We start from the raw sequence: 16513 nt of genomic DNA, 5'->3' as shown, positions 1-16513 counted from the left end.
TGTTCTGCAGCCTCACCCCCAGCGCAACACCCAATCCGCCCGCCCCCGCGTTGCCGCAATGCGGCGCGCATTGGGCTCGTCCACCTGCGCCACCCAGTCGCGTGCGGCCTGGGGGCTGCGGCCGTGGAGTTCGTGGCGGCGGGTCAGGCGGCCGATGCGAAGGCGGTCGTCCATGTCCACGTACCAGACCTCGTCCAGCAGCGCGCGCACGGCATGCCAGTGTGTGCCTGGCGCATCCTGTTCCTCCATCAGCAGGTAGTTGCCTTCGGTGATGACCAGGGGCACGCCGGGCGCGATGGCGATGGCGCCTGCAATGGGCTCCTCGATGGCGCGCCGGAATTCGGGGGCGTAGACCGTTTCACCGGCCACGGGCGCGCGCAGGCGGCGCAGCAGGGCCACGTAGCCGGCCGAGTCGAAGGTGTCGGGCGCGCCCTTGCGCTGCGCGCGGCCCAGGCGCTGCAGCGCGGACTGCGCCAGGTGGAAGCCGTCCATGGGCACGGCCGCCGCCAGCGGGCCCAGCGCCTGCAGCAGGGCGGCGCAGACCGTGCTCTTGCCTGCGCCGGGCGGGCCCGCCAGGCCCAGCAGGCGGCGGGGGCCGGAGCGTGCCAGCGCAAATGCACGCGCCAGGGCTTCGGGCGGCAGGATGGCCGTCATGCGCGTGCCTGCTGCGCGCTGGCCAGCCCGTCGGCCATGAAGCCGCGTGCGTGCAGGGCCAGGTCCATGCCGTCTTCCCACATCGGGCGCCAGATGGCCAGCGCGTTCGACAGCTGCTCGTTGACGATGGCCGACGAGAAGCTCTCGAAGGTGACGGTGCCCTGGTAGCCGATCTGCGCGAGTGCGCCGAAGAACTGCGCGAAGTCGATGTGGCCCGCGCCCAGGTAGCCACGATGGTTCTCGCCGATGTGCACATAGCCCAGCCGCTGTCCGCAGGCCAGCACGGGCGCGGCGAGGTCGGCTTCCTCGATGTTCATGTGGTAGGTGTCCAGGTGCACGCAGACATGGGGCTGGCCGACTTCGTCGATGAACTCCAGCGCCTGCGTGGCCGTGTTCAGCAGATTGCTTTCGTAGCGGTTGACCACCTCCAGGCCCAGCGTGACGCCGCGCTCGCCCGCGAAGTCTGCAATGCGCCGCACGGCCTCGATCGCGTTGCGCCGGCCCTGCGGCGTGCAGGGGTGGCCGTATTTCGCCATGGCGCCGTAGAGGATGCCGCCAAAGTAGCGCCCGCCCAGGCGCGCCGTGATGTCCACGCCCTCTTGCAGCAGCGCCAGGCCGCGCGCGACCACGGCGGGGTCTTCGCTGGAGACATCGGCCTCGAAGGTCAGCCCGCGCGAGCAGCCTACGCCCAGGCCATGCTCCTGCAGCAGATCTCGCGTGAGCGCCAGGTCCATGAGCCGGGGGCCGTGCAGGGACAGCTCGACCAGGTCGTAACCGGCCTGGCGCGTCTGCTCGATCACATGGCGGGTGGAGGCCGGCGACAGGTCGCCGGCCCAGACAAGGGCGTGGATGCCGAGGGGGTTCATAGGGGCTCCGGGTGGACTCTGCGAGAGAGTGAAGGGGAGGGTTCGGCGGGTGCCCGGGCACGGCCCCGCCAGCGCGCGAGCAGGTGGCGCGCGGCCACGGCGGCGATCATGGTGGCGCCCCACAGGGCCTGCGTGAGCTGGGCATTGGCGCCCAGCAGGTTCACTCCGCTGGACAGCACCTGCAGGATGAGCAGGGCGACGAACAGCCCCGACACCCGGCCGAAGCCGCCCATGGGATCGGTGCCGCCCAGGATGGCCGCAAGCACCGTGACCAGCAGGTAGGACTGGGCGTAGCCCGCACTGGCCGAGTTGAAGCGCGCCATCATCAGCACGGCCGCGATCCAGCACAGCAGCGTGGACAGGGTGTAGACGCCGATCAGCACGCGGCGCGTGTCGATGCCCGCATGGCGCGTGGCCTCGGCATTGGAGCCGACCATGCAGATGGCCAGCCCGTGGCGTGTGCTGCCCAGGTACAGGCCCACCAGCAGGCACACGGCCGCGAAGATCCAGAACGGCAGCGGCAGGCCCAGCCACTGGGCGGAGCCCAGGGCCAGAAAGGTCTCGGGAAAGCCTGCAATGGGCTTGCCGCGCGTGAGCCAGACGCACAGGCCGTTGATCAGCGACATGGTGCCCAGCGTGACGAGGATGGGATGGGCATGGACGCGCGCCACCAGCCAGCCGCTGGCCAGCCCCACCAGCAGGCTGGCGAGGGCGCCCACGGTCAGTGCCGCGGCGATGAGCAGGCCCTCATGGCCCGACAGATCCAGGCCCAGCGCCGACAGGCCTCCCACCAGCACCCAGGCCATGGCCAGGCCCGCCATGTTGGCGCTGGCGACCACGGCCAGGTTGATGCCGCCACTGACCAGCGGCAGCATCTGCGCCAGTGCCAGCAGGCCCAGCTCGGGGATCTGAAGCAGCACCGATTGCAGCGTGCCCAGGGTGGCGAAGCTGCCGGGCAGCAGCAGCGTGAACACGGCGCACAGCAGTGCCAGCAGCGCGATCAGGCCCAGCGGCGCGCCAGGGCTGCGGTTCATGGCGCAGCCCCCGCCAAAGGCGCTGCAGGAGTGGCGTCAGCGCTGCGCTGCTGGTTGCGCCGCTGCGTGCGCCGCAGTCCCGTTGCGGCGGCGCAGGCCAGCACCACGGCGCCCAGCAGCACCTGGAAGAAATACGGCGACACGCCCAGCAGGTTCAGCCCGTTGCGCAGCACGGCCAGCAGCAGCACGCCCATCAGCACGCCGCCCACGCTGCCCGTGCCGCCGAACAGGCTGGCGCCGCCCAGCACGGCGGCCGCGAGCACGAACAGCTCCGTGCCGACCAGGGCGTTGGGCACCGACTCGCCCACGCGGTGCGCCTGCACCAGGCCTGCGATGGCCGCCATCATGCCGAGCCAGCCATAGGCCACGCCCTGGATGGCGCCCAGCCAGATGCCCATGCGGTGGGCGGCCTCGGGGTTGCCGCCGAAGGCGTACAGGCGCCGCCCCAGCGCGCTGTGGCCCAGCAGCAGCGCGGTCAGCAGGGCGGCCGCAGCGGCCACGGCGATGGGCAGGGTCAGGCGCACGGGGTCTGCGCCGTCGGCGCTTGCGAAGCGGGCCAGCACCACGGAATCGCTCCACCACGACGGCAGGTCGTAGATGGACCGGCCGCCCGTGCCATGCATCAGCAGCGCGAAGTACAGGTTCAGCGTGGAGATGGTGATGATGATGGAGGTGGCGCGCAGGCGGTGGATGAGCAGGGCGTTGAATGCGCCCAGCGCCAGTCCCGTGGCCAGGCCCAGCGCGATGCTGGCCGCCGGTGGCCAGCCCAGGCGTGTGGTCGCGAGGGCCGCAAGGTACTGCGCCACCGTGGCCGTGGCGGCAAAGGAGATGTCGATGCCGCCCGCGACCAGTACCACCAGCAGGCCCACGGCCATGATGGCGGTGACCGATGCGCCCTCGGCCACGTCCATCCAGTTGCCCAGCGTCCAGAAGCCCGGCGCCAGGGCGCCGAACAGCAGGGCCATGGCGGCAATGGCCAGGCCCAGCCGGGCCACGGGGTGGTGCAGCAGCGCGTGTGCGTGTTCAGGCATGGACGGCCTCCTCGATCTGGCTTTCGGAATGCACCCCCGGCACGAACTCGCCGGCCATGCGCCCGCCGCGCATGTGCAGCACGCGGTCGCAGTGGGCATGGACCTCGGCCACTTCGTCCGAGATGACGATCACCGCCATGCCCTGTGCGGCGAGCCCGTGCACGATCTCGAAGATGCCCTGGCGGTTGCCGATGTCCACGCCCACGGTGGGCGAGTCGAGGATCAACAGGCGTGGCGCGGTCGCCAGCCAGCGGGCCAGCACCACGCGCTGGGCATTGCCGCCGGACAGCTGGTGCACGGGCGCGTCCAGCGCGGGCAGGCGCATGTGCAGGCGGTCGCGCCACTGGGCCGCAGTGGCGGCGCGGCGGCTGGCGGGCAGCCAGCCCAGCGGGCCGGACAGGCGCGGCAGCATGGCCAGCACCAGGTTGTCCTGCACGGACTGGCGCAGGTTCAGGCCGAGGGACTGGCGGTCCTCCGGCACATAGGCAATGCCCGCCGCCATGGCGTCGCGGTTGCTGCGCAGCACCAACGTGCGGCCGCCCAGGCGGATGCTGCCGCGGTCGGGCCTGCGCATGCCGAACAGGCCCAGGGCCAGCTCGGTGCGGCCCGCGCCCAGCAGCCCGGTCAGGCCCAGGATCTCGCCCTCGCGCACATCGAAGCTCACGTCCTCGTAGTCGCCGTCGCGGCCCAGGCCGCGCACTTCCAGCAGCGCGGGCGCGGCGGACATGTCGCGCGCATGCAGTCGCTCATCCACTTCCTGCCCGCTCATCAGCGTGGCCAGTTGCCTGCCCGACAGTTGCGCGGCGGGCCAAGTGCCCAGCTTGCGCCCGTCGCGCAGCACGGTGACGCGGTCGGCGATCTCCATGACCTCGTCCAGCTTGTGGCTCACGAAGACGATGGCCATGCCACCGGCCTGGAGCCGGCGCACCACGGCCAGCAGCGCATCGACCTCGGCGCGCGTGAGCGAGGCCGTGGGCTCGTCCATGAACAGCAGCCTGGCCCGGGCCGCCATGCCCCGGCAGATGGCCACGAGCTGGCGGCCCGCAATGGGCAGGTCGCCCACCCGCGCATCCAGCGGCAGCGCAATGCCCAGGCGCCGCATCACGGCCTGGGCCGCCTCGCGCTGGCGCCTGCGGCGCACGGGCGCCCACCAGCGGCCCATGGCCTGGTCGAAGGCAATGTTCTCGGCCACGCTCAGGTTGGGAAACAGCGACAGGTCCTGGTAGATCACCTGGATGCCCAGGGACTTGGCCAGCGCCGGGTCCAGCCGCTGCACGGGTTGTCCGCCGATGTCGATGCGCGCGCCCGGCTGCGGCGCGTGCACGCCGCTGAGCACCTTGATCGCCGTGCTCTTGCCGCTGCCGTTGCTGCCCATCAGGCAGTGCACCTCGCCGGGCATCACGTCCCAGTCCAGCGCATGCAGCGCAGTGGCTTCGCCAAAGCGCACGGTGACCGCCTGCATGCGGACCAGCGCCGTTGTGGTGGCATCCATGGCAGCGCGCGGCTCACAGGCCCAGGCCGACCAGCCGGTCTATGGTCTGCCGGTTGATCGGCTCCAGCCTCTGGCCCTGGATGTTGCGGCGCTCGCGGTCCACCTGCACCTTGCCCAGGCCCGGTATCTGCATGCCGTCCGTGGGCTCGCGGCCGTCGATCAGCATCTTGCCCACATGCACGATCACCTCGCCGGCCAGCGCAGGGTTCCAGATGAAGCCCTCGCGGATCACGCCGTCGCGCACCAGCTTTGCGCCCTGGCCCGGCGAGAACGAGCCCACTACGGCAATGCGGTCGGCTTTGCGCGCATCGGCCACCGCGCGGCCCGCGCCAATGGGGCCCTGGCTGCCGAAGGCCAGAAAGCCCTTGAGGTCGGGATGGGCGCGCATCAGGTCCTGGGCGCTGCGGTAGGAGTCGTCCAGGCTCTCGGCCACGCCGAAGCGCTCGGACACCAGCTGCATCTTCGGCCACTGCTTTTTCTGGTGGGCGATGGCCGCATCGGCCCAGGCGTTGTGCAGCGGCACGGTCAGCGAGCCCACGAAGACCACGTACTTGCCCTCGCCACCCATGGCCTTGCCCAGGCTGTCCATGTGGCGCTCGCCAAATCCCGCGACGCTGCTCAGCTCGATGTTCCAGTCGGCGCCTTTCTGGTCGGGCGACTCGTGCGTGAGCACCTTGATGCCTGCGCTGCGTGCGCGCCGGAACACGGGCTCCAGCGCCCTGGCATCGTTGGGCACCACGGCGATGACCTTGCTGCGGCGCGCGATCAGGTCCTCGACCGCGCGCACCTGCTGGGCCGCATCGGCCTCGGTGGGGCCGACCATGCCGCTGGAGATGCCCAGCTCGCGGCCTGCCTTGCGGATGCCGGTCTCCATGGCGTTGAACCACGGAATGCCCCCGACCTTGGCCACCACCGACACATCCTCGGCACCGGCCGCGCCTGCCAGCACCGTCAGGGTGCAGGCCAACAGTGCCCTCGAGAACCGGCTGAATCCATGGAACATGGCGCTCCTCCCTCTGTTTTGCACAATCGATTGTGCAAACTATAGACAGATGGACTTCCATTGCCGATGCGGGATTTCCCGGGCCGCTGCTGCGTGCCGGCTCCGGTCCGCCCGAATCGCTGCCGCAGCGGCTACGATGGCCGCCGAGCGCTCCCGTCCCAACCCCTGCAGAGCACCGTGAACCGCCCCCGAACCTCCACCATCTACGACCTGGCCGAACTGGCCGGCACCTCGGCCTCGACGGTCAGCGCCATCCTCAACGGCAGCTGGCAGTCGCGGCGCATCAGCGAGGAGACCGCGCGCCGCGTGCAGCAGCTCGCCCAGGAACACAGCTTTGCCGTGAACCGCCAGGCCAGCGGCCTGCGCCGCCAGCGCTCGGGGCTGATCGGCATGGTGATTCCCACGCACGAGGACCGCTTCTTCGGCGCGCTGTCCCAGGCCTTCGAGCGCATGGCCCACGCGCGCGGCCTGTGCCCGCTGGTGGTCAGCACGCTGCGCGACGGCGCGCTGGAGGTGGAGACCGTGCGCTCGCTGATCGCCTTTCGCGTGGAGCACCTCATCGTCACGGGCGCCACCCGGCCCGACGCCATCAGCGCCGAATGCCGCCAGGCCGGCGTGCGCCATGTCAACGTGGATCTGCCCGGGAAAAAGGCGCCCTCCGTCACCAGCGACAACCGCTGGGGTGCGGCCGAACTCACGCGCCTGCTGCTGGCGCGCTCCAGGCCCCCGGCAGGTGCGCCGCAGGACGCCGTCTGCTTTCTGGGCGGCGTCCGCAAGGAGTACGCCACCGAGCAGCGCCTGGCCGGCTTTCGCGAAGCCCTGGCGCCCCACACGCCGGTGGCGGACGAGCACATCGTCTGCTGCGGCTACGACCCCGAAGCGGCCCGCCTTGCCATGGCAGCGCTCTACCAGCGCCTGGGCGGCCTGCCGCGCGCCCTGCTGTTCTCATCGGGCATCACGCTGCAAGGCGCCATCCGTTTCCTGCGTGGACTGCCCGATGCGGAACTGGCGCAATGCAGCTTTGGCAGCTACGACTGGGATCCCTATGCCGAATGCCTGCGCTTTCCGGTGCACATGGTGCGCCAGAACGTCGAAGGCCTGATGGCCGAGGCCTTCCGCGCCATCGACGGCGAAGGCCTGCGCGCGGGTCAGGTGGTGCAGGTGCGGCCGCAGTTGGTGGAGTGGGGGATTTTGAGTCCCCCGCCATAGGTTCAGGGCTTTTGCCTGCTCAGTGCACGATCGCAGCGCTTGCAGGGTCTGCAGGGACAAGCTTGCTGAAGTGGATCACGTCGCTGACGATGCTTCTGAAGACTTGCTGGGTGTTTTTGGCGGCCTGTTTGTCGAATCTGTCATCGATCACGACCACGATGTTTTCGCCGTCATTGGTTTGCCGGTTGGTGATGTCCACCAGCTTGTAGAGGGCGGGAGCCGCAGACTGCTGCGTTGGCTTGACGGCCAGATACCCAGAGCCTTCCATCTTGAAGTCCAACTCATGCCGCTTGCCCGAGCTTCCAAGGTATTCGGGCCTAAGTTGCAGCTCCTTGCCGGGGTACCTTTGGAGCAGGGCTTGTGCTACCTCCGTGGCAAAGGCCGATCCATCGGCGTCCACGCCCTGGTGCTCCATCTCCCAATGGGTGATGGCTACAAGGCAGGAGATGTACCGTGCAAAGGCGTCGGCGGACGACGAGTCCGTTGACAGGATCTCTATGACGCCCTTGGCATTGAGTGAGGCCCCGTGTTTGCTCGCCAGGTTGCTGAGGAACCTCAGCTTGTGCCCTGACGAGAAATTCATCCCTCTGCCAATGAAGTGCAGGACGGTCTGGCCATCGTCGAAAAACCGATGTACGTCGTTATCGAAACTCTGCACATACACAGGCACGGGGTCGCCATCGGCAAAACAGAAGGGCGTGTTGATCCTTGCAAGCGTGCCTTGCTCGTTGATGGGCTGGCACGCAAACCCGGTCAGGTTGAGAAGGTTCTGGCAGATCATGGTTGGAGCCTCAGCTGTTCTGGATCCTCAAGTGCGGGCCTGAATTCGATGTTGGTGCGTTGACAGAAAAATGCGAAAACATCATGGAAAGTCCGCCATGACTTCCACTCTGGAACAGGGTTTCGTGCATCTCCCAGATGCTCATGCGCCTGATCGTGCCAATTGTCGGGGTTGTAGCTTTTCGTCGTGATCTGCAATTGGTAAACCCTTGCCTTGGGCTGCTTCTTCATGTGACGGAACACACTCATCTTCAGGGTGATGAGCCCAGTATCCGAAGAGCGATAGAAGTTCAACTGGACCACAAGGCCTGTCCCCTTGCCGCTGTCCGTTACCAAGCCCTGTTCAAAGTTGAACGCTCCCTGTGGCTTATCCAGTAACTTCCAATCGTCGGCCTCGGCGTCGTCGCAATAGTGACGTTCTGACAGTATCTGGCGAGCCTCCGCCTCGTCAAGACTATCCACCCTCTCCTCCTTTCATGTTGTTTGTGCAGGAGTTGCCGACAGCCAGCGCAGTGGCGCTGCTCACCCCCTGCCCTTGGTCACAACCGCGCTCGCCCTTTGATTCTGGAGTGCGCCGACCTTGACGCATGTTGTATCGCATCAACGCGATCAAGGGTATTGCGTCTGGATCCATTGGCCTTCATCGCCCTGCACCCACCAACCCCGGCATCACCGTGAAATCGACCTGCGCCTGCGCCAGTTGCTGCATGGCCGGGATCAGGGCGCGGGCGTCGCCGCGCCGCCATTGGAAGGCGTAGTGGAGGGGAGCGAGGGCAGCCTTGGGATGGGCGCCCCCGACGGCGCGCAGGCCCAGGGCGGCGATCCAGCCGGTGGGCAGGAAGCCCACGCCCAGGCCGGCGCGCAGCATGCCGGCCACGGCGCCCCAGCTGTTGCACAGGATGCGCTCGCGCACGCTGGCGCCCTGGGCCAGCAGCCAGTCGTCCAGCAGGCGCGTGGTGCCGGCCTGCGGGGGCAGGGTGACCAGCGCATGGCGCTGCAGCAGGGCCGTGGCGCCCAGGCGGCCCGCGCCTGCCAGGCCGGGGGCCACGGCCCAGGCAAAGCGCGCGGCGCCCACGGGGCGGGACAGCAGGCTGCTGCGCGAGGAGCGGCCCGCGATGACGGCAAAGTCCAGCTCGCCGTCGTCCAGGCGCTGCTCCAGCACGCCGCCCACGTCCACATGGGGCTCCAGCACCAGTTGCGGATGGGCCTGGCGCGCGGCGGCCACGAAGGCCGGCAGCCAGGTCAGCGCCGACAGGTCGCCCACGCCGAAGCGGCAATGGCCGGCCAGCGCCTCGCGCGTGTCCAGGGCCTGGCCCAGCGCGGCCATGGCGTTGAGCACCTCCAGCGCGGCGGGCAGCAGGCGCTGGCCGGCATCGGTGAGCACGGCGCGGTGGCCGCTGCGGTCGAACAGCGGCTGGCCCAGCGCGGACTCCAGTTCCGTGATGCGCTTGGACAGCGAGGACACGGACAGGTGCACGCGCTGCGCGGCCGTGGCGAAGTTGCTGCAGGTGGCGGCCCACCAGAAGGCTTCGAGCTGCTTGACCGAGGGTGTGGACATGGGCTTGTCATTGGCAAAAAGCGAACAAGTGCATTCTAAATAATCCACTTTCATTCAATGGATGCGCGGCCTACAGTGGCGCCGGTTCCTGAACATTCCGAGGTCCGCACCATGGCCGCCATCGCTTCCTCCTCTGCCTCTGCCTCCACGCCTTCGGCACCCGCCCTGCCAGCGCCGCGCGCCCCGGCCGTGCTGCGCCGCATGCTGTCGCTGCATGATTTCGAGGAGGCCGCGCGCCGCAGGCTGCCCCGGCCCATCTTCGGCTACATCGCCGGGGCGGCAGAGGACAACGCCTCGCTGCGCGACAACCGCGAGGTGTTCGGCGAATGGGGCCTGACCACGCGCGTGCTGGCCGATGTGTCGCAGCGCTCGCAGGCCGTGGAGCTGTTCGGCGAGCGCTATGCCAGCCCCTTCGGCATTGCGCCCATGGGCATCAATGCGCTGTCCACCTACCGGGGCGACCTGGTGCTGGCCCGCGCGGCCCAGCGCGCGGGCATTGTGTCGGTGATGAGCGGCACTTCGCTGATCCCCATGGAGGAGGTGGCGCGCGAGAGCCCGGCCACCTGGTTCCAGGCCTATATCCCCGGGGACCAGGCCCGCATCGACGCGCTGATCGACCGCGTGGAGCGCGCAGGCTTTCGCACCCTGGTGGTGACGGTGGACATACCGATCTCCGCCAACCGCGAGAACAACATCCGCACCGGGTTTTCCACGCCGCTCAAGCCCAGCCTGCGCCTGGCCTGGGACGGCATGGTGCGCCCGGGCTGGGTGGCGGGCACCTTCCTGCGCACGCTGCTGCGCCACGGCATGCCGCATTTCGAGAACTCGTTTGCCACGCGCGGTGCGCCCATCATGTCGTCCAGCGTGATGCGCGATTTTTCGGCACGCGACCACCTGAGCTGGCACCACATCGAGGCCATCCGCCGCCGCTGGAAGGGGCCGCTGGTCATCAAGGGCGTGCTCAGCGTGGAGGACGCGCTGCAGGCCCGGCGCGTGGGGGCCGACGGCATCGTGCTGTCCAACCATGGCGGGCGGCAGCTCGACGGCGCGGTGTCGGCCATGCGCATTCTTGAGGACGTGGTGGCGGCCCTGGGGCCGGACTATCCCGTGCTGATCGACGGGGGCTTCAGGCGCGGCTCCGATGTGCTCAAGGCCGTTGCGCTGGGCGCGCGCATGGTGCTGGTGGGCCGGCCCTTCAACTATGCCGCCGCCGTGGGCGGCGAGGCCGGCGTGCTGCACGCCATCGGCCTGCTGCGCGACGAGGTGGACCGCAACCTGGCCATGCTGGGCGCCTCCTCCTGCGGCGCGCTGGACCGCTCGCACATCGTGCGCCGCGCATCGGCCTGACAGAAACCTCCACCGTCCATTCAAAACACAGCCATTCCCAGGAGACATCCCATGAACCACTTCACTTCACGCCGCAGCCTGTGCGCCCTGCTGCTGGCCGCAGGCGCCGCACCGGGCGCCATGGCGGCCGATGCCGGCGCCTATCCCACGCGCCCGGTGCGCCTGATCGTGCCGTTTGCGGCCGGCGGCACCACCGACATCGTGGCGCGCGCGATCGCGCCGCGCATGGCCGAGGCCCTGGGCCAGCCGCTGGTGGTGGACAACAAGGGCGGCGGCGGAGGCGCCATCGGCGCGCACGAGGCCGCGCGTGCCCAGCCCGACGGCTACACGCTGGGCGTGGCCACCGTGTCCACCACGGCCACCAATGCGGCCATCAACCCGCGCCTGCCCTACAACCCGCTCACCGATTTCACGCCCATCACCAACATTGCGGCCACGCCCAATGTGCTGGCCGTGCATCCGGGCTTCAAGGCGCAGAGCTTTGCGGCCTTCGTGGAGGAGGTGAAGAAGAACCCCGGCAAGCATGCCTACGGCACGGCGGGCACGGGCTCCATAGGCCACATGCTGATGGAGCTGATGTCCAGCCGCTCGGGGCTGTCGCTCACGCATGTGCCCTACCGGGGCTCGGGCCCGGCGCTCAACGATGCGGTGGCGGGCCAGGTGCCCATCGTCTTCGACAACTTGCCCTCGGCCCTGCCCTTCATCAAGGCGGGCCGGCTCACCGCGCTGGCGGTGGCCGCGCCCGAGCGCCTGGCCCAGCTGCCCCAGGTGCCCACCTTCAAGGAGCTGGGGCTGGAGCCGGTCAACCGCAGCGCCTTCTATGGCATCTACGGCCCCAAGGGGCTGTCGCCCGAGATCGTGGCGCGCCTGCATGCGGCCGCCCAGCGCGCGCTGGCCAGCCCCGAGGTGCGCCGCCAGATCGAGGACACGGGCTCGCGCGTGATCGGCAACCGCCCCGAGGAGTTCGCACGCGAGATCGCGGCCGAGAACGCCCTGTACCGCAAGATCGCCACGGAGCGGCGCATCGTGGCGGATTGAGGGGCAGCCGGCGAAAGGGAGGATAGGGGCTGCGAAAGAATTTTCACCCACGCTGTCACAACGCGCACGCCCCGCGCGTCTTGAAGGTATGGGCCAGCCATTCCGGCCGGCTGCTACATCCCTTAAGGAGTGTTTTCCATGACCGCTTCGTCTTCCGCTGCCACCGGCGCCCGTCCTCTTGCCGCCCCCACGCCGCGCCTGAACTTCCAGGCCGTCGCCCCCGAGCTGTACAAGGCCCAGGCCGGCATCAACGCGCTGCTGCACGAGTCCAGCCTGGGCATCCAGCTGCTGGAGCTGGTGTTCCTGCGCGTCTCGCAGATCAACGGCTGCGCCTTCTGCGTGGACATGCACACGCGCGAACTGCTGTCCCGGGGCGAGGACCTGCAGCGCATCAACAGCATCGTCACCTGGCCCGAGGTGGATTTCTACGACGGGCGCGAGCGCGCCGCCCTGAACTGGGCCGAGCGCTGCACGCGACTGAGCCAGGCCCATCCCGAGCAGCAGGACTTCGAGGCGCTGCGCGCGCATTTCAGCGAGCGCGAGATGGTGGAGCTGACCTATGCCATCGGCAGCATCAATGTCTGGAACCGCCTGTGCGCGGGCTTTGCAGCGCCCGTGGCACGCAAGCCGATCAAGCTCTGAACGCCTGCAAGCCACTCACTCCGCCGAGAGCTTTCGCTCCTTCACCAGCCTGCCCCACTGCTCGTACTCCTTCTTCATGAAGGCCGCGAACTCGGCGCGCGTGGTGGGCTGGGGGGTGAGGCCGTGCTTGTTCAGCGCGTCCTTGACGCCGGGGTCATTGAGTACCTTGACGATCTCGGTGTTCCAGCGGTCCAGCATCGGCTTGGGCGTCTTGCCCGGTGCCACGAAGGCATACCAGTTCAGTGCCTCGAAGCCGGGATAGCCGGCTTCGGCCACCGTGGGGATGTCGGGCATGTACGCCGGGCGCGTGAGGCCCGTGGTGGCCAGCGGGATCAGCTTGCCGGCCTCGATGTGGGGCAGGGCCGTGGGCGGCGCTGCGAAGTAGCTGGTCACGCGCTCGCCCAGCAGGTCCTGCAGCGCGGGCGCGCCGCCCTTGTAGGGCACGTGCACCATGTCGATGCCCGCGCGCTGGTTGAACAGCTCGCCTGCCAGGTGGGAGGCCGAGCCCGCGCCCGTCGAGGCGTAGTCCACCGTGCCCGGGTTCTTCCTGGCCTTGGCCACGAACTCGGCCAGGGTCTTCACGCCCGCGCCCTTGTGCACCACCAGCACGTTGGGAAAGTTCACGCCGCCCGAGATGGGCGCCAGGTCCTTGAAGGGGTCGTAGGGCAGCTTCATCAGGTGCGGCGCAATGGTCAGCGGCCCCACCGAGCCGAACAGCAGCACCGAGCCGTCGGCCGCCGCATTGGCCACCTGCTGGTGGGCGATGTTGCCGCCCGCGCCGCCCTTGTTCTCCACCACCACGCTCTGGCCGATGTTCTCGCCCAGCTTCTTGGCGATCAGGCGCGCGGCCGCATCGGCGGCGCCGCCGGCGGCGAAGCCCACGACCAGGGACACGGGCTTTTTGGGAGGAAAGTCCTGGGCCTGCGCACTGGCGGCCAGTGCGAGCAGGGAGGCGGCCAGGGCGCTGGCGTGCAGGAAGTTGCGCTTGTTCATCATGGGGTTGTCTCCGTCATTGGCTGGGAATCGGGGCGGATGCGGCTAGTCGGCACCCAGCCCGATGGGGCTGGGCTGGCGCTTTTCGGTGTTGTGGCGCAGCAGGGATGCCGTGCGGAACACGCCGTGCGCGAACTTGCCGTAGGGCAGGGTGGCGAACAGGGCGATCACCGCGCCCAGGTGCAGGCACAGCAGCAGGGCCAGGGCCGGCGTGCCGCGGCCCAGCCACAGCGCCATGCCGCTGGCCGCGACCAGGAACAGCAGGGCGATGAAGCCCAGGTCCATGGGTTTCTGGCGCGCGTCGCCATGCAGCGGGTGGCGCCTGCGGTTCAGGCGCCACAGGCCTGCGGTGCCCAGCATGAGGCTGGTGCCGCCCACGGCGCCCAGCAGCTTGGGCAGGCTGGGGAATTCGTAGGGCGCCGCCCAGCCGAACACGTAGTGGTAGACCGTGGCCAGCGCCGTGGCCGCAAAGCACAGCATGAATCCGTAGAAGGTCAGGTGGTGAAAACGCCTGCGGCTCAGGGTGTAGGCATCGTCCTCGTTGTGGCAGCCCTCGCCGTGGCCGCCGTCCAAGTATTTGAGGCTCAGCACGTCCTGCGCGGCCTCGGCCGCCGCCGGCGTGCCCACGTCCACGCCGCCGGTGGCGGGCTTGACGTCCTTCCAGAAGCGGCGCACGCCCATGGCCAGCGCCAGCACCACGAACAGGAATACGGGCGCGAAGATGCCCACCAGCAGGTTGTGCGGGAACAGGTTGTAGAAGTTGGCGCCCAGGTCGGCGCCCCACAGCCGGCCCGGGCCGCCCTGCAGGGCCACGGCCAGCACCAGGAACAGCGACAGGCCTGCGGCCAGGGCCAGCGACAGCGTGAGCCCGTTCCTCTGGTACAGGCGCCCCAGGGCGGGCGGCCAGGCGTAGTCGGCATAGGTCTGGCCGCGCACCTCGGCCATGGCCTTGGGGATGTTGATGGCGAATTCATGCGGCGGCGCGTACTGGCAGGCATGCAGGCAGGCGCCGCAGTTGTGGCACAGGTTGGCCAGGTAGTGCACATCGGCCTTGCCGAACTCCAGGCGCCGCGTCATGGCCGGGAAGACCGCGCAAAAGCCTTCGCAGTAGCGGCAGGCGTTGCAGATCTGCAGGGCACGCGCCACCTCGCCTTCGGCGGCCGTTTCGGTGGAGACCGGCAGGATGGGAATGACCCGGCCGGCGGCCAGGTCCTGGGCTTCTTGGGCCAGGGCGCTAATTGTGTTTTGCATATGTGTCGTCCATGGGGTTGGCTTGCCGCCCGCAGCGCTTGAAGTAGGCCTGCTCCTGACCAGGGACAGCGAGCAAGGGCCGCCCCGCAGCGAGGCTGTCGTCCCCCTTGGGGGATGGCGCGCAGCGACTCAGGGGGGTCTTCATCTCACTGCGCCGCGCACGGCGGGTTGTCCGGCGGCGGCAAGGGCCGCGTTGCGGCCCGCGATGCGGCCGAAGGCCGTGCCGATGGACATGCCCACGCCGGCCGTATAGCCCTTGCCCAGCACGTTGCCGGCCATCATTTCGCCGGCCACGAACAGGTTGGTGCTGGGCTGGCCGGCAAAGCGCACGGCCGCCGTGTCGTCGGTCTCCAGGCCCAGGTAGGTGAAGGTCACGCCGGGGCGCAGCTGGTAGCCGTAGAAGGGCGCCGTGTCGATGGGGCGGGCCCAGTGGGTCTTGGCGGGGGCCAGGCCCTCGGTATGGCAGTCGTCCAGCGCCGTGTGGTCGAAGTGGCCGACGCGGCAGGCGCCGTTGTAGGCATCCAGGGTCTGCATGAAGCGGTTTTCGTCCAGGCCCAGCTTGCGTGCCAGCTCGGGCAGGGAGTCGGCGCGCACGCCCGGGAAGACCGGCGGCATGAAGCGGCCTATGGCCTTGGCGTCGATGACGGACCAGGCGGTCTGGCCCGGCTGCTGGGCCACCAGGCGGCCCCAGATGGCATAGCGCTTGGGCCAGAAGTCCTCGCCCTCGTCATAGAAGCGCTCGGCCTCGCGGTTGACCACCACGCCCAGCGAGACGCAGTCGATGCGCGTGCAGATGCCGCCGTCGTACAGCGGCGCGCGCGCATCGATGGCCACCATGTGGGCCTGGGTGGGGTCGCCGATGCGGTCGGCGCCATGGTCTTCGAGCAGGTGGCGCAGCAGCACGCCGCGGTTGAAGGCCGTGCCGCGGATCAGGAAGTTGTCGGACGGCCATTCGCCGCGCGCGTTCTGCCCCCAGGCCTCGCGCAGCCACTCGCGGTTGGACTCGAAGCCGCCCGCCGCCAGCACGCAGGTCTTTGCGGTGATGCGCTGCGCGCCCACCCAGGCGGCCTTGAACTCGCCGCCCTCGATCTCAAGCCGGTCCACGGGCGACGCGTAGCGCACCTGCACGCCCAGCCGTTCGGCGCTGCGGTAGTAGGCATTGACCAGGGCCTTGCCGCCGCCCATGAAGAAGGCATTGGTGCGCGCCACGTGCAAAGCGCCCGACAGCGGCGGCTGGAAATGCACGCCGTGGCGGCGCATCCAGTCGCGGCAGGTGGAGGAGGCGCGGATCACCATGCGCGCCAGGTGCTCGTTGGTGATGCCGCCCGTGACCTTGAGCAGGTCCTGCCAGAACTCCTCCTCGGGGTAGGCCTCGACCAGCACGTCCTGGGGCGCGTCGTGCATGCAGCGCAGGTTGCGCGTGTGGCCGGAATTGCCGCCGCGCCAGTCGCGCGGCGCCGCCTCCAGCAGCAGCACGCTGCGGCCTGCCTCGCGCGCCATCAGGGCCGCGCACAGGGCGGCATTGCCGCCGCCTATGACCAGGACATCGGGGTCCATGGAGTTCTCCTTGCATTCGCCATCGTGGGGATTGCGAATGTAGGGAGAACGCAGCGCG

The 16513-nt window shown here is 69.3% G+C and carries 16 protein-coding genes; 4 read left to right on the top strand and 12 right to left on the bottom strand.

What is annotated here, in order from left to right:
• Positions 1–12 precede the first annotated feature (12 nt).
• The 6 genes from ACF8LI_RS03585 to ACF8LI_RS03560 are packed head-to-tail and all read right to left on the bottom strand — an operon-like array spanning position 13 to position 6080.
• On the bottom strand, positions 13–654 hold the full coding sequence (locus ACF8LI_RS03585; RefSeq protein WP_392412062.1) for a nucleoside/nucleotide kinase family protein: 642 nt from the start codon (positions 652–654) through the stop codon (positions 13–15).
• Positions 651–1520 (bottom strand): sugar phosphate isomerase/epimerase, encoded by an 870-nt coding sequence (locus tag ACF8LI_RS03580; protein WP_207444144.1) that lies wholly within the window; start codon positions 1518–1520, stop codon positions 651–653. Before ACF8LI_RS03580 ends, ACF8LI_RS03585 begins: the two co-directional genes overlap by 4 nt.
• Positions 1517–2554 carry an ABC transporter permease gene (locus ACF8LI_RS03575; protein WP_207444145.1) on the bottom strand — a complete coding sequence of 346 codons (1038 nt, stop codon included), beginning with the start codon at positions 2552–2554 and terminating at the stop codon, positions 1517–1519. The genes ACF8LI_RS03580 and ACF8LI_RS03575 overlap by 4 nt, the downstream gene beginning before the upstream one ends.
• Entirely contained in the window at positions 2551–3585 is a 1035-nt protein-coding gene (locus ACF8LI_RS03570; protein WP_392412060.1) for an ABC transporter permease, read from the bottom strand. The genes ACF8LI_RS03575 and ACF8LI_RS03570 overlap by 4 nt, the downstream gene beginning before the upstream one ends.
• Positions 3578–5077, bottom strand: coding sequence for a sugar ABC transporter ATP-binding protein (locus ACF8LI_RS03565; protein WP_313284237.1), 1500 nt, complete (start codon positions 5075–5077; stop codon positions 3578–3580). Before ACF8LI_RS03565 ends, ACF8LI_RS03570 begins: the two co-directional genes overlap by 8 nt.
• A gap of 13 nt (positions 5078–5090) precedes the next feature.
• Entirely contained in the window at positions 5091–6080 is a 990-nt protein-coding gene (locus ACF8LI_RS03560; protein WP_313284236.1) for a substrate-binding domain-containing protein, read from the bottom strand.
• A gap of 177 nt (positions 6081–6257) precedes the next feature.
• Between ACF8LI_RS03560 and ACF8LI_RS03555 the strand changes: the two genes are divergently transcribed.
• Positions 6258–7289: a LacI family DNA-binding transcriptional regulator gene (locus ACF8LI_RS03555; RefSeq protein WP_392412057.1), complete on the top strand. Its 1032-nt coding sequence runs from the start codon at positions 6258–6260 to the stop codon at positions 7287–7289.
• A gap of 19 nt (positions 7290–7308) precedes the next feature.
• Here ACF8LI_RS03555 and ACF8LI_RS03550 read toward each other — a convergent pair whose 3' ends face one another.
• The 3 genes from ACF8LI_RS03550 to ACF8LI_RS03540 form a co-directional block, all read right to left on the bottom strand.
• Positions 7309–8070, bottom strand: coding sequence for a DUF1828 domain-containing protein (locus ACF8LI_RS03550; RefSeq protein ID WP_034366420.1), 762 nt, complete (start codon positions 8068–8070; stop codon positions 7309–7311).
• Positions 8067–8531 (bottom strand): hypothetical protein, encoded by a 465-nt coding sequence (locus ACF8LI_RS03545; RefSeq protein ID WP_016454004.1) that lies wholly within the window; start codon positions 8529–8531, stop codon positions 8067–8069. Before ACF8LI_RS03545 ends, ACF8LI_RS03550 begins: the two co-directional genes overlap by 4 nt.
• Before the next feature lie 178 nt (positions 8532–8709).
• Positions 8710–9627 carry a LysR family transcriptional regulator gene (locus ACF8LI_RS03540; RefSeq protein ID WP_013804650.1) on the bottom strand — a complete coding sequence of 306 codons (918 nt, stop codon included), beginning with the start codon at positions 9625–9627 and terminating at the stop codon, positions 8710–8712.
• 111 nt (positions 9628–9738) lie between these two features.
• On the opposite strand from ACF8LI_RS03540, the gene ACF8LI_RS03535 reads away from it, so the two are divergent.
• The 3 genes from ACF8LI_RS03535 (at position 9739) to ACF8LI_RS03525 (ending at position 12654) form a co-directional block, all read left to right on the top strand.
• Complete coding sequence (locus tag ACF8LI_RS03535) at positions 9739–10974, top strand: alpha-hydroxy acid oxidase (protein ID WP_016454005.1); 1236 nt, start codon at positions 9739–9741, stop codon at positions 10972–10974.
• A 51-nt stretch (positions 10975–11025) separates the two neighbouring features.
• On the top strand, positions 11026–12012 hold the full coding sequence (locus tag ACF8LI_RS03530) for a tripartite tricarboxylate transporter substrate binding protein BugE (protein WP_047328022.1): 987 nt from the start codon (positions 11026–11028) through the stop codon (positions 12010–12012).
• A 138-nt stretch (positions 12013–12150) separates the two neighbouring features.
• Positions 12151–12654 (top strand): carboxymuconolactone decarboxylase family protein, encoded by a 504-nt coding sequence (locus ACF8LI_RS03525; protein ID WP_026062516.1) that lies wholly within the window; start codon positions 12151–12153, stop codon positions 12652–12654.
• 15 nt (positions 12655–12669) lie between these two features.
• Here ACF8LI_RS03525 and ACF8LI_RS03520 read toward each other — a convergent pair whose 3' ends face one another.
• From ACF8LI_RS03520 to tcuA, 3 genes are all read right to left on the bottom strand, one after another.
• Complete coding sequence (locus ACF8LI_RS03520) at positions 12670–13650, bottom strand: tripartite tricarboxylate transporter substrate binding protein (protein ID WP_193726181.1); 981 nt, start codon at positions 13648–13650, stop codon at positions 12670–12672.
• 42 nt (positions 13651–13692) lie between these two features.
• A complete protein-coding gene (gene tcuB / locus ACF8LI_RS03515) occupies positions 13693–14898 on the bottom strand; it encodes a tricarballylate utilization 4Fe-4S protein TcuB (protein WP_392412054.1) in 1206 nt (401 codons plus the stop codon).
• Between the two features lie 141 nt (positions 14899–15039).
• Positions 15040–16455 carry an FAD-dependent tricarballylate dehydrogenase TcuA gene (gene tcuA, locus ACF8LI_RS03510; RefSeq protein WP_016449567.1) on the bottom strand — a complete coding sequence of 472 codons (1416 nt, stop codon included), beginning with the start codon at positions 16453–16455 and terminating at the stop codon, positions 15040–15042.
• Between the last annotated feature and the right edge of the window lie 58 nt (positions 16456–16513).

Origin of the sequence: Delftia sp. WSY_12 (assembly GCF_043104645.1) — a bacterium.
Taxonomy (GTDB): domain Bacteria; phylum Pseudomonadota; class Gammaproteobacteria; order Burkholderiales; family Burkholderiaceae_C; genus Comamonas; species Comamonas tsuruhatensis.
This window is presented reverse-complemented; position numbering and strand designations above follow the sequence as displayed.

What these genes read in the sequence shown, in the direction of transcription:
- ACF8LI_RS03520 (WP_193726181.1), bottom strand. Translation starts at nt 13,650, where the DNA reads ATGATGAACAAGCGCAACTTCCTGCACGCCAGCGCCCTGGCCGCCTCC.
- ACF8LI_RS03580 (WP_207444144.1), bottom strand. Translation starts at nt 1,520, where the DNA reads ATGAACCCCCTCGGCATCCACGCCCTTGTCTGGGCCGGCGACCTGTCG.
- ACF8LI_RS03535 (WP_016454005.1), top strand. Translation starts at nt 9,739, where the DNA reads ATGGCCGCCATCGCTTCCTCCTCTGCCTCTGCCTCCACGCCTTCGGCA.
- ACF8LI_RS03570 (WP_392412060.1), bottom strand. Translation starts at nt 3,585, where the DNA reads ATGCCTGAACACGCACACGCGCTGCTGCACCACCCCGTGGCCCGGCTG.
- ACF8LI_RS03585 (WP_392412062.1), bottom strand. Translation starts at nt 654, where the DNA reads ATGACGGCCATCCTGCCGCCCGAAGCCCTGGCGCGTGCATTTGCGCTG.
- ACF8LI_RS03550 (WP_034366420.1), bottom strand. Translation starts at nt 8,070, where the DNA reads ATGATCTGCCAGAACCTTCTCAACCTGACCGGGTTTGCGTGCCAGCCC.
- ACF8LI_RS03530 (WP_047328022.1), top strand. Translation starts at nt 11,026, where the DNA reads ATGAACCACTTCACTTCACGCCGCAGCCTGTGCGCCCTGCTGCTGGCC.
- tcuB (WP_392412054.1), bottom strand. Translation starts at nt 14,898, where the DNA reads ATGCAAAACACAATTAGCGCCCTGGCCCAAGAAGCCCAGGACCTGGCC.
- tcuA (WP_016449567.1), bottom strand. Translation starts at nt 16,455, where the DNA reads ATGGACCCCGATGTCCTGGTCATAGGCGGCGGCAATGCCGCCCTGTGC.
- ACF8LI_RS03540 (WP_013804650.1), bottom strand. Translation starts at nt 9,627, where the DNA reads ATGTCCACACCCTCGGTCAAGCAGCTCGAAGCCTTCTGGTGGGCCGCC.
- ACF8LI_RS03565 (WP_313284237.1), bottom strand. Translation starts at nt 5,077, where the DNA reads ATGGATGCCACCACAACGGCGCTGGTCCGCATGCAGGCGGTCACCGTG.
- ACF8LI_RS03560 (WP_313284236.1), bottom strand. Translation starts at nt 6,080, where the DNA reads ATGTTCCATGGATTCAGCCGGTTCTCGAGGGCACTGTTGGCCTGCACC.
- ACF8LI_RS03575 (WP_207444145.1), bottom strand. Translation starts at nt 2,554, where the DNA reads ATGAACCGCAGCCCTGGCGCGCCGCTGGGCCTGATCGCGCTGCTGGCA.
- ACF8LI_RS03525 (WP_026062516.1), top strand. Translation starts at nt 12,151, where the DNA reads ATGACCGCTTCGTCTTCCGCTGCCACCGGCGCCCGTCCTCTTGCCGCC.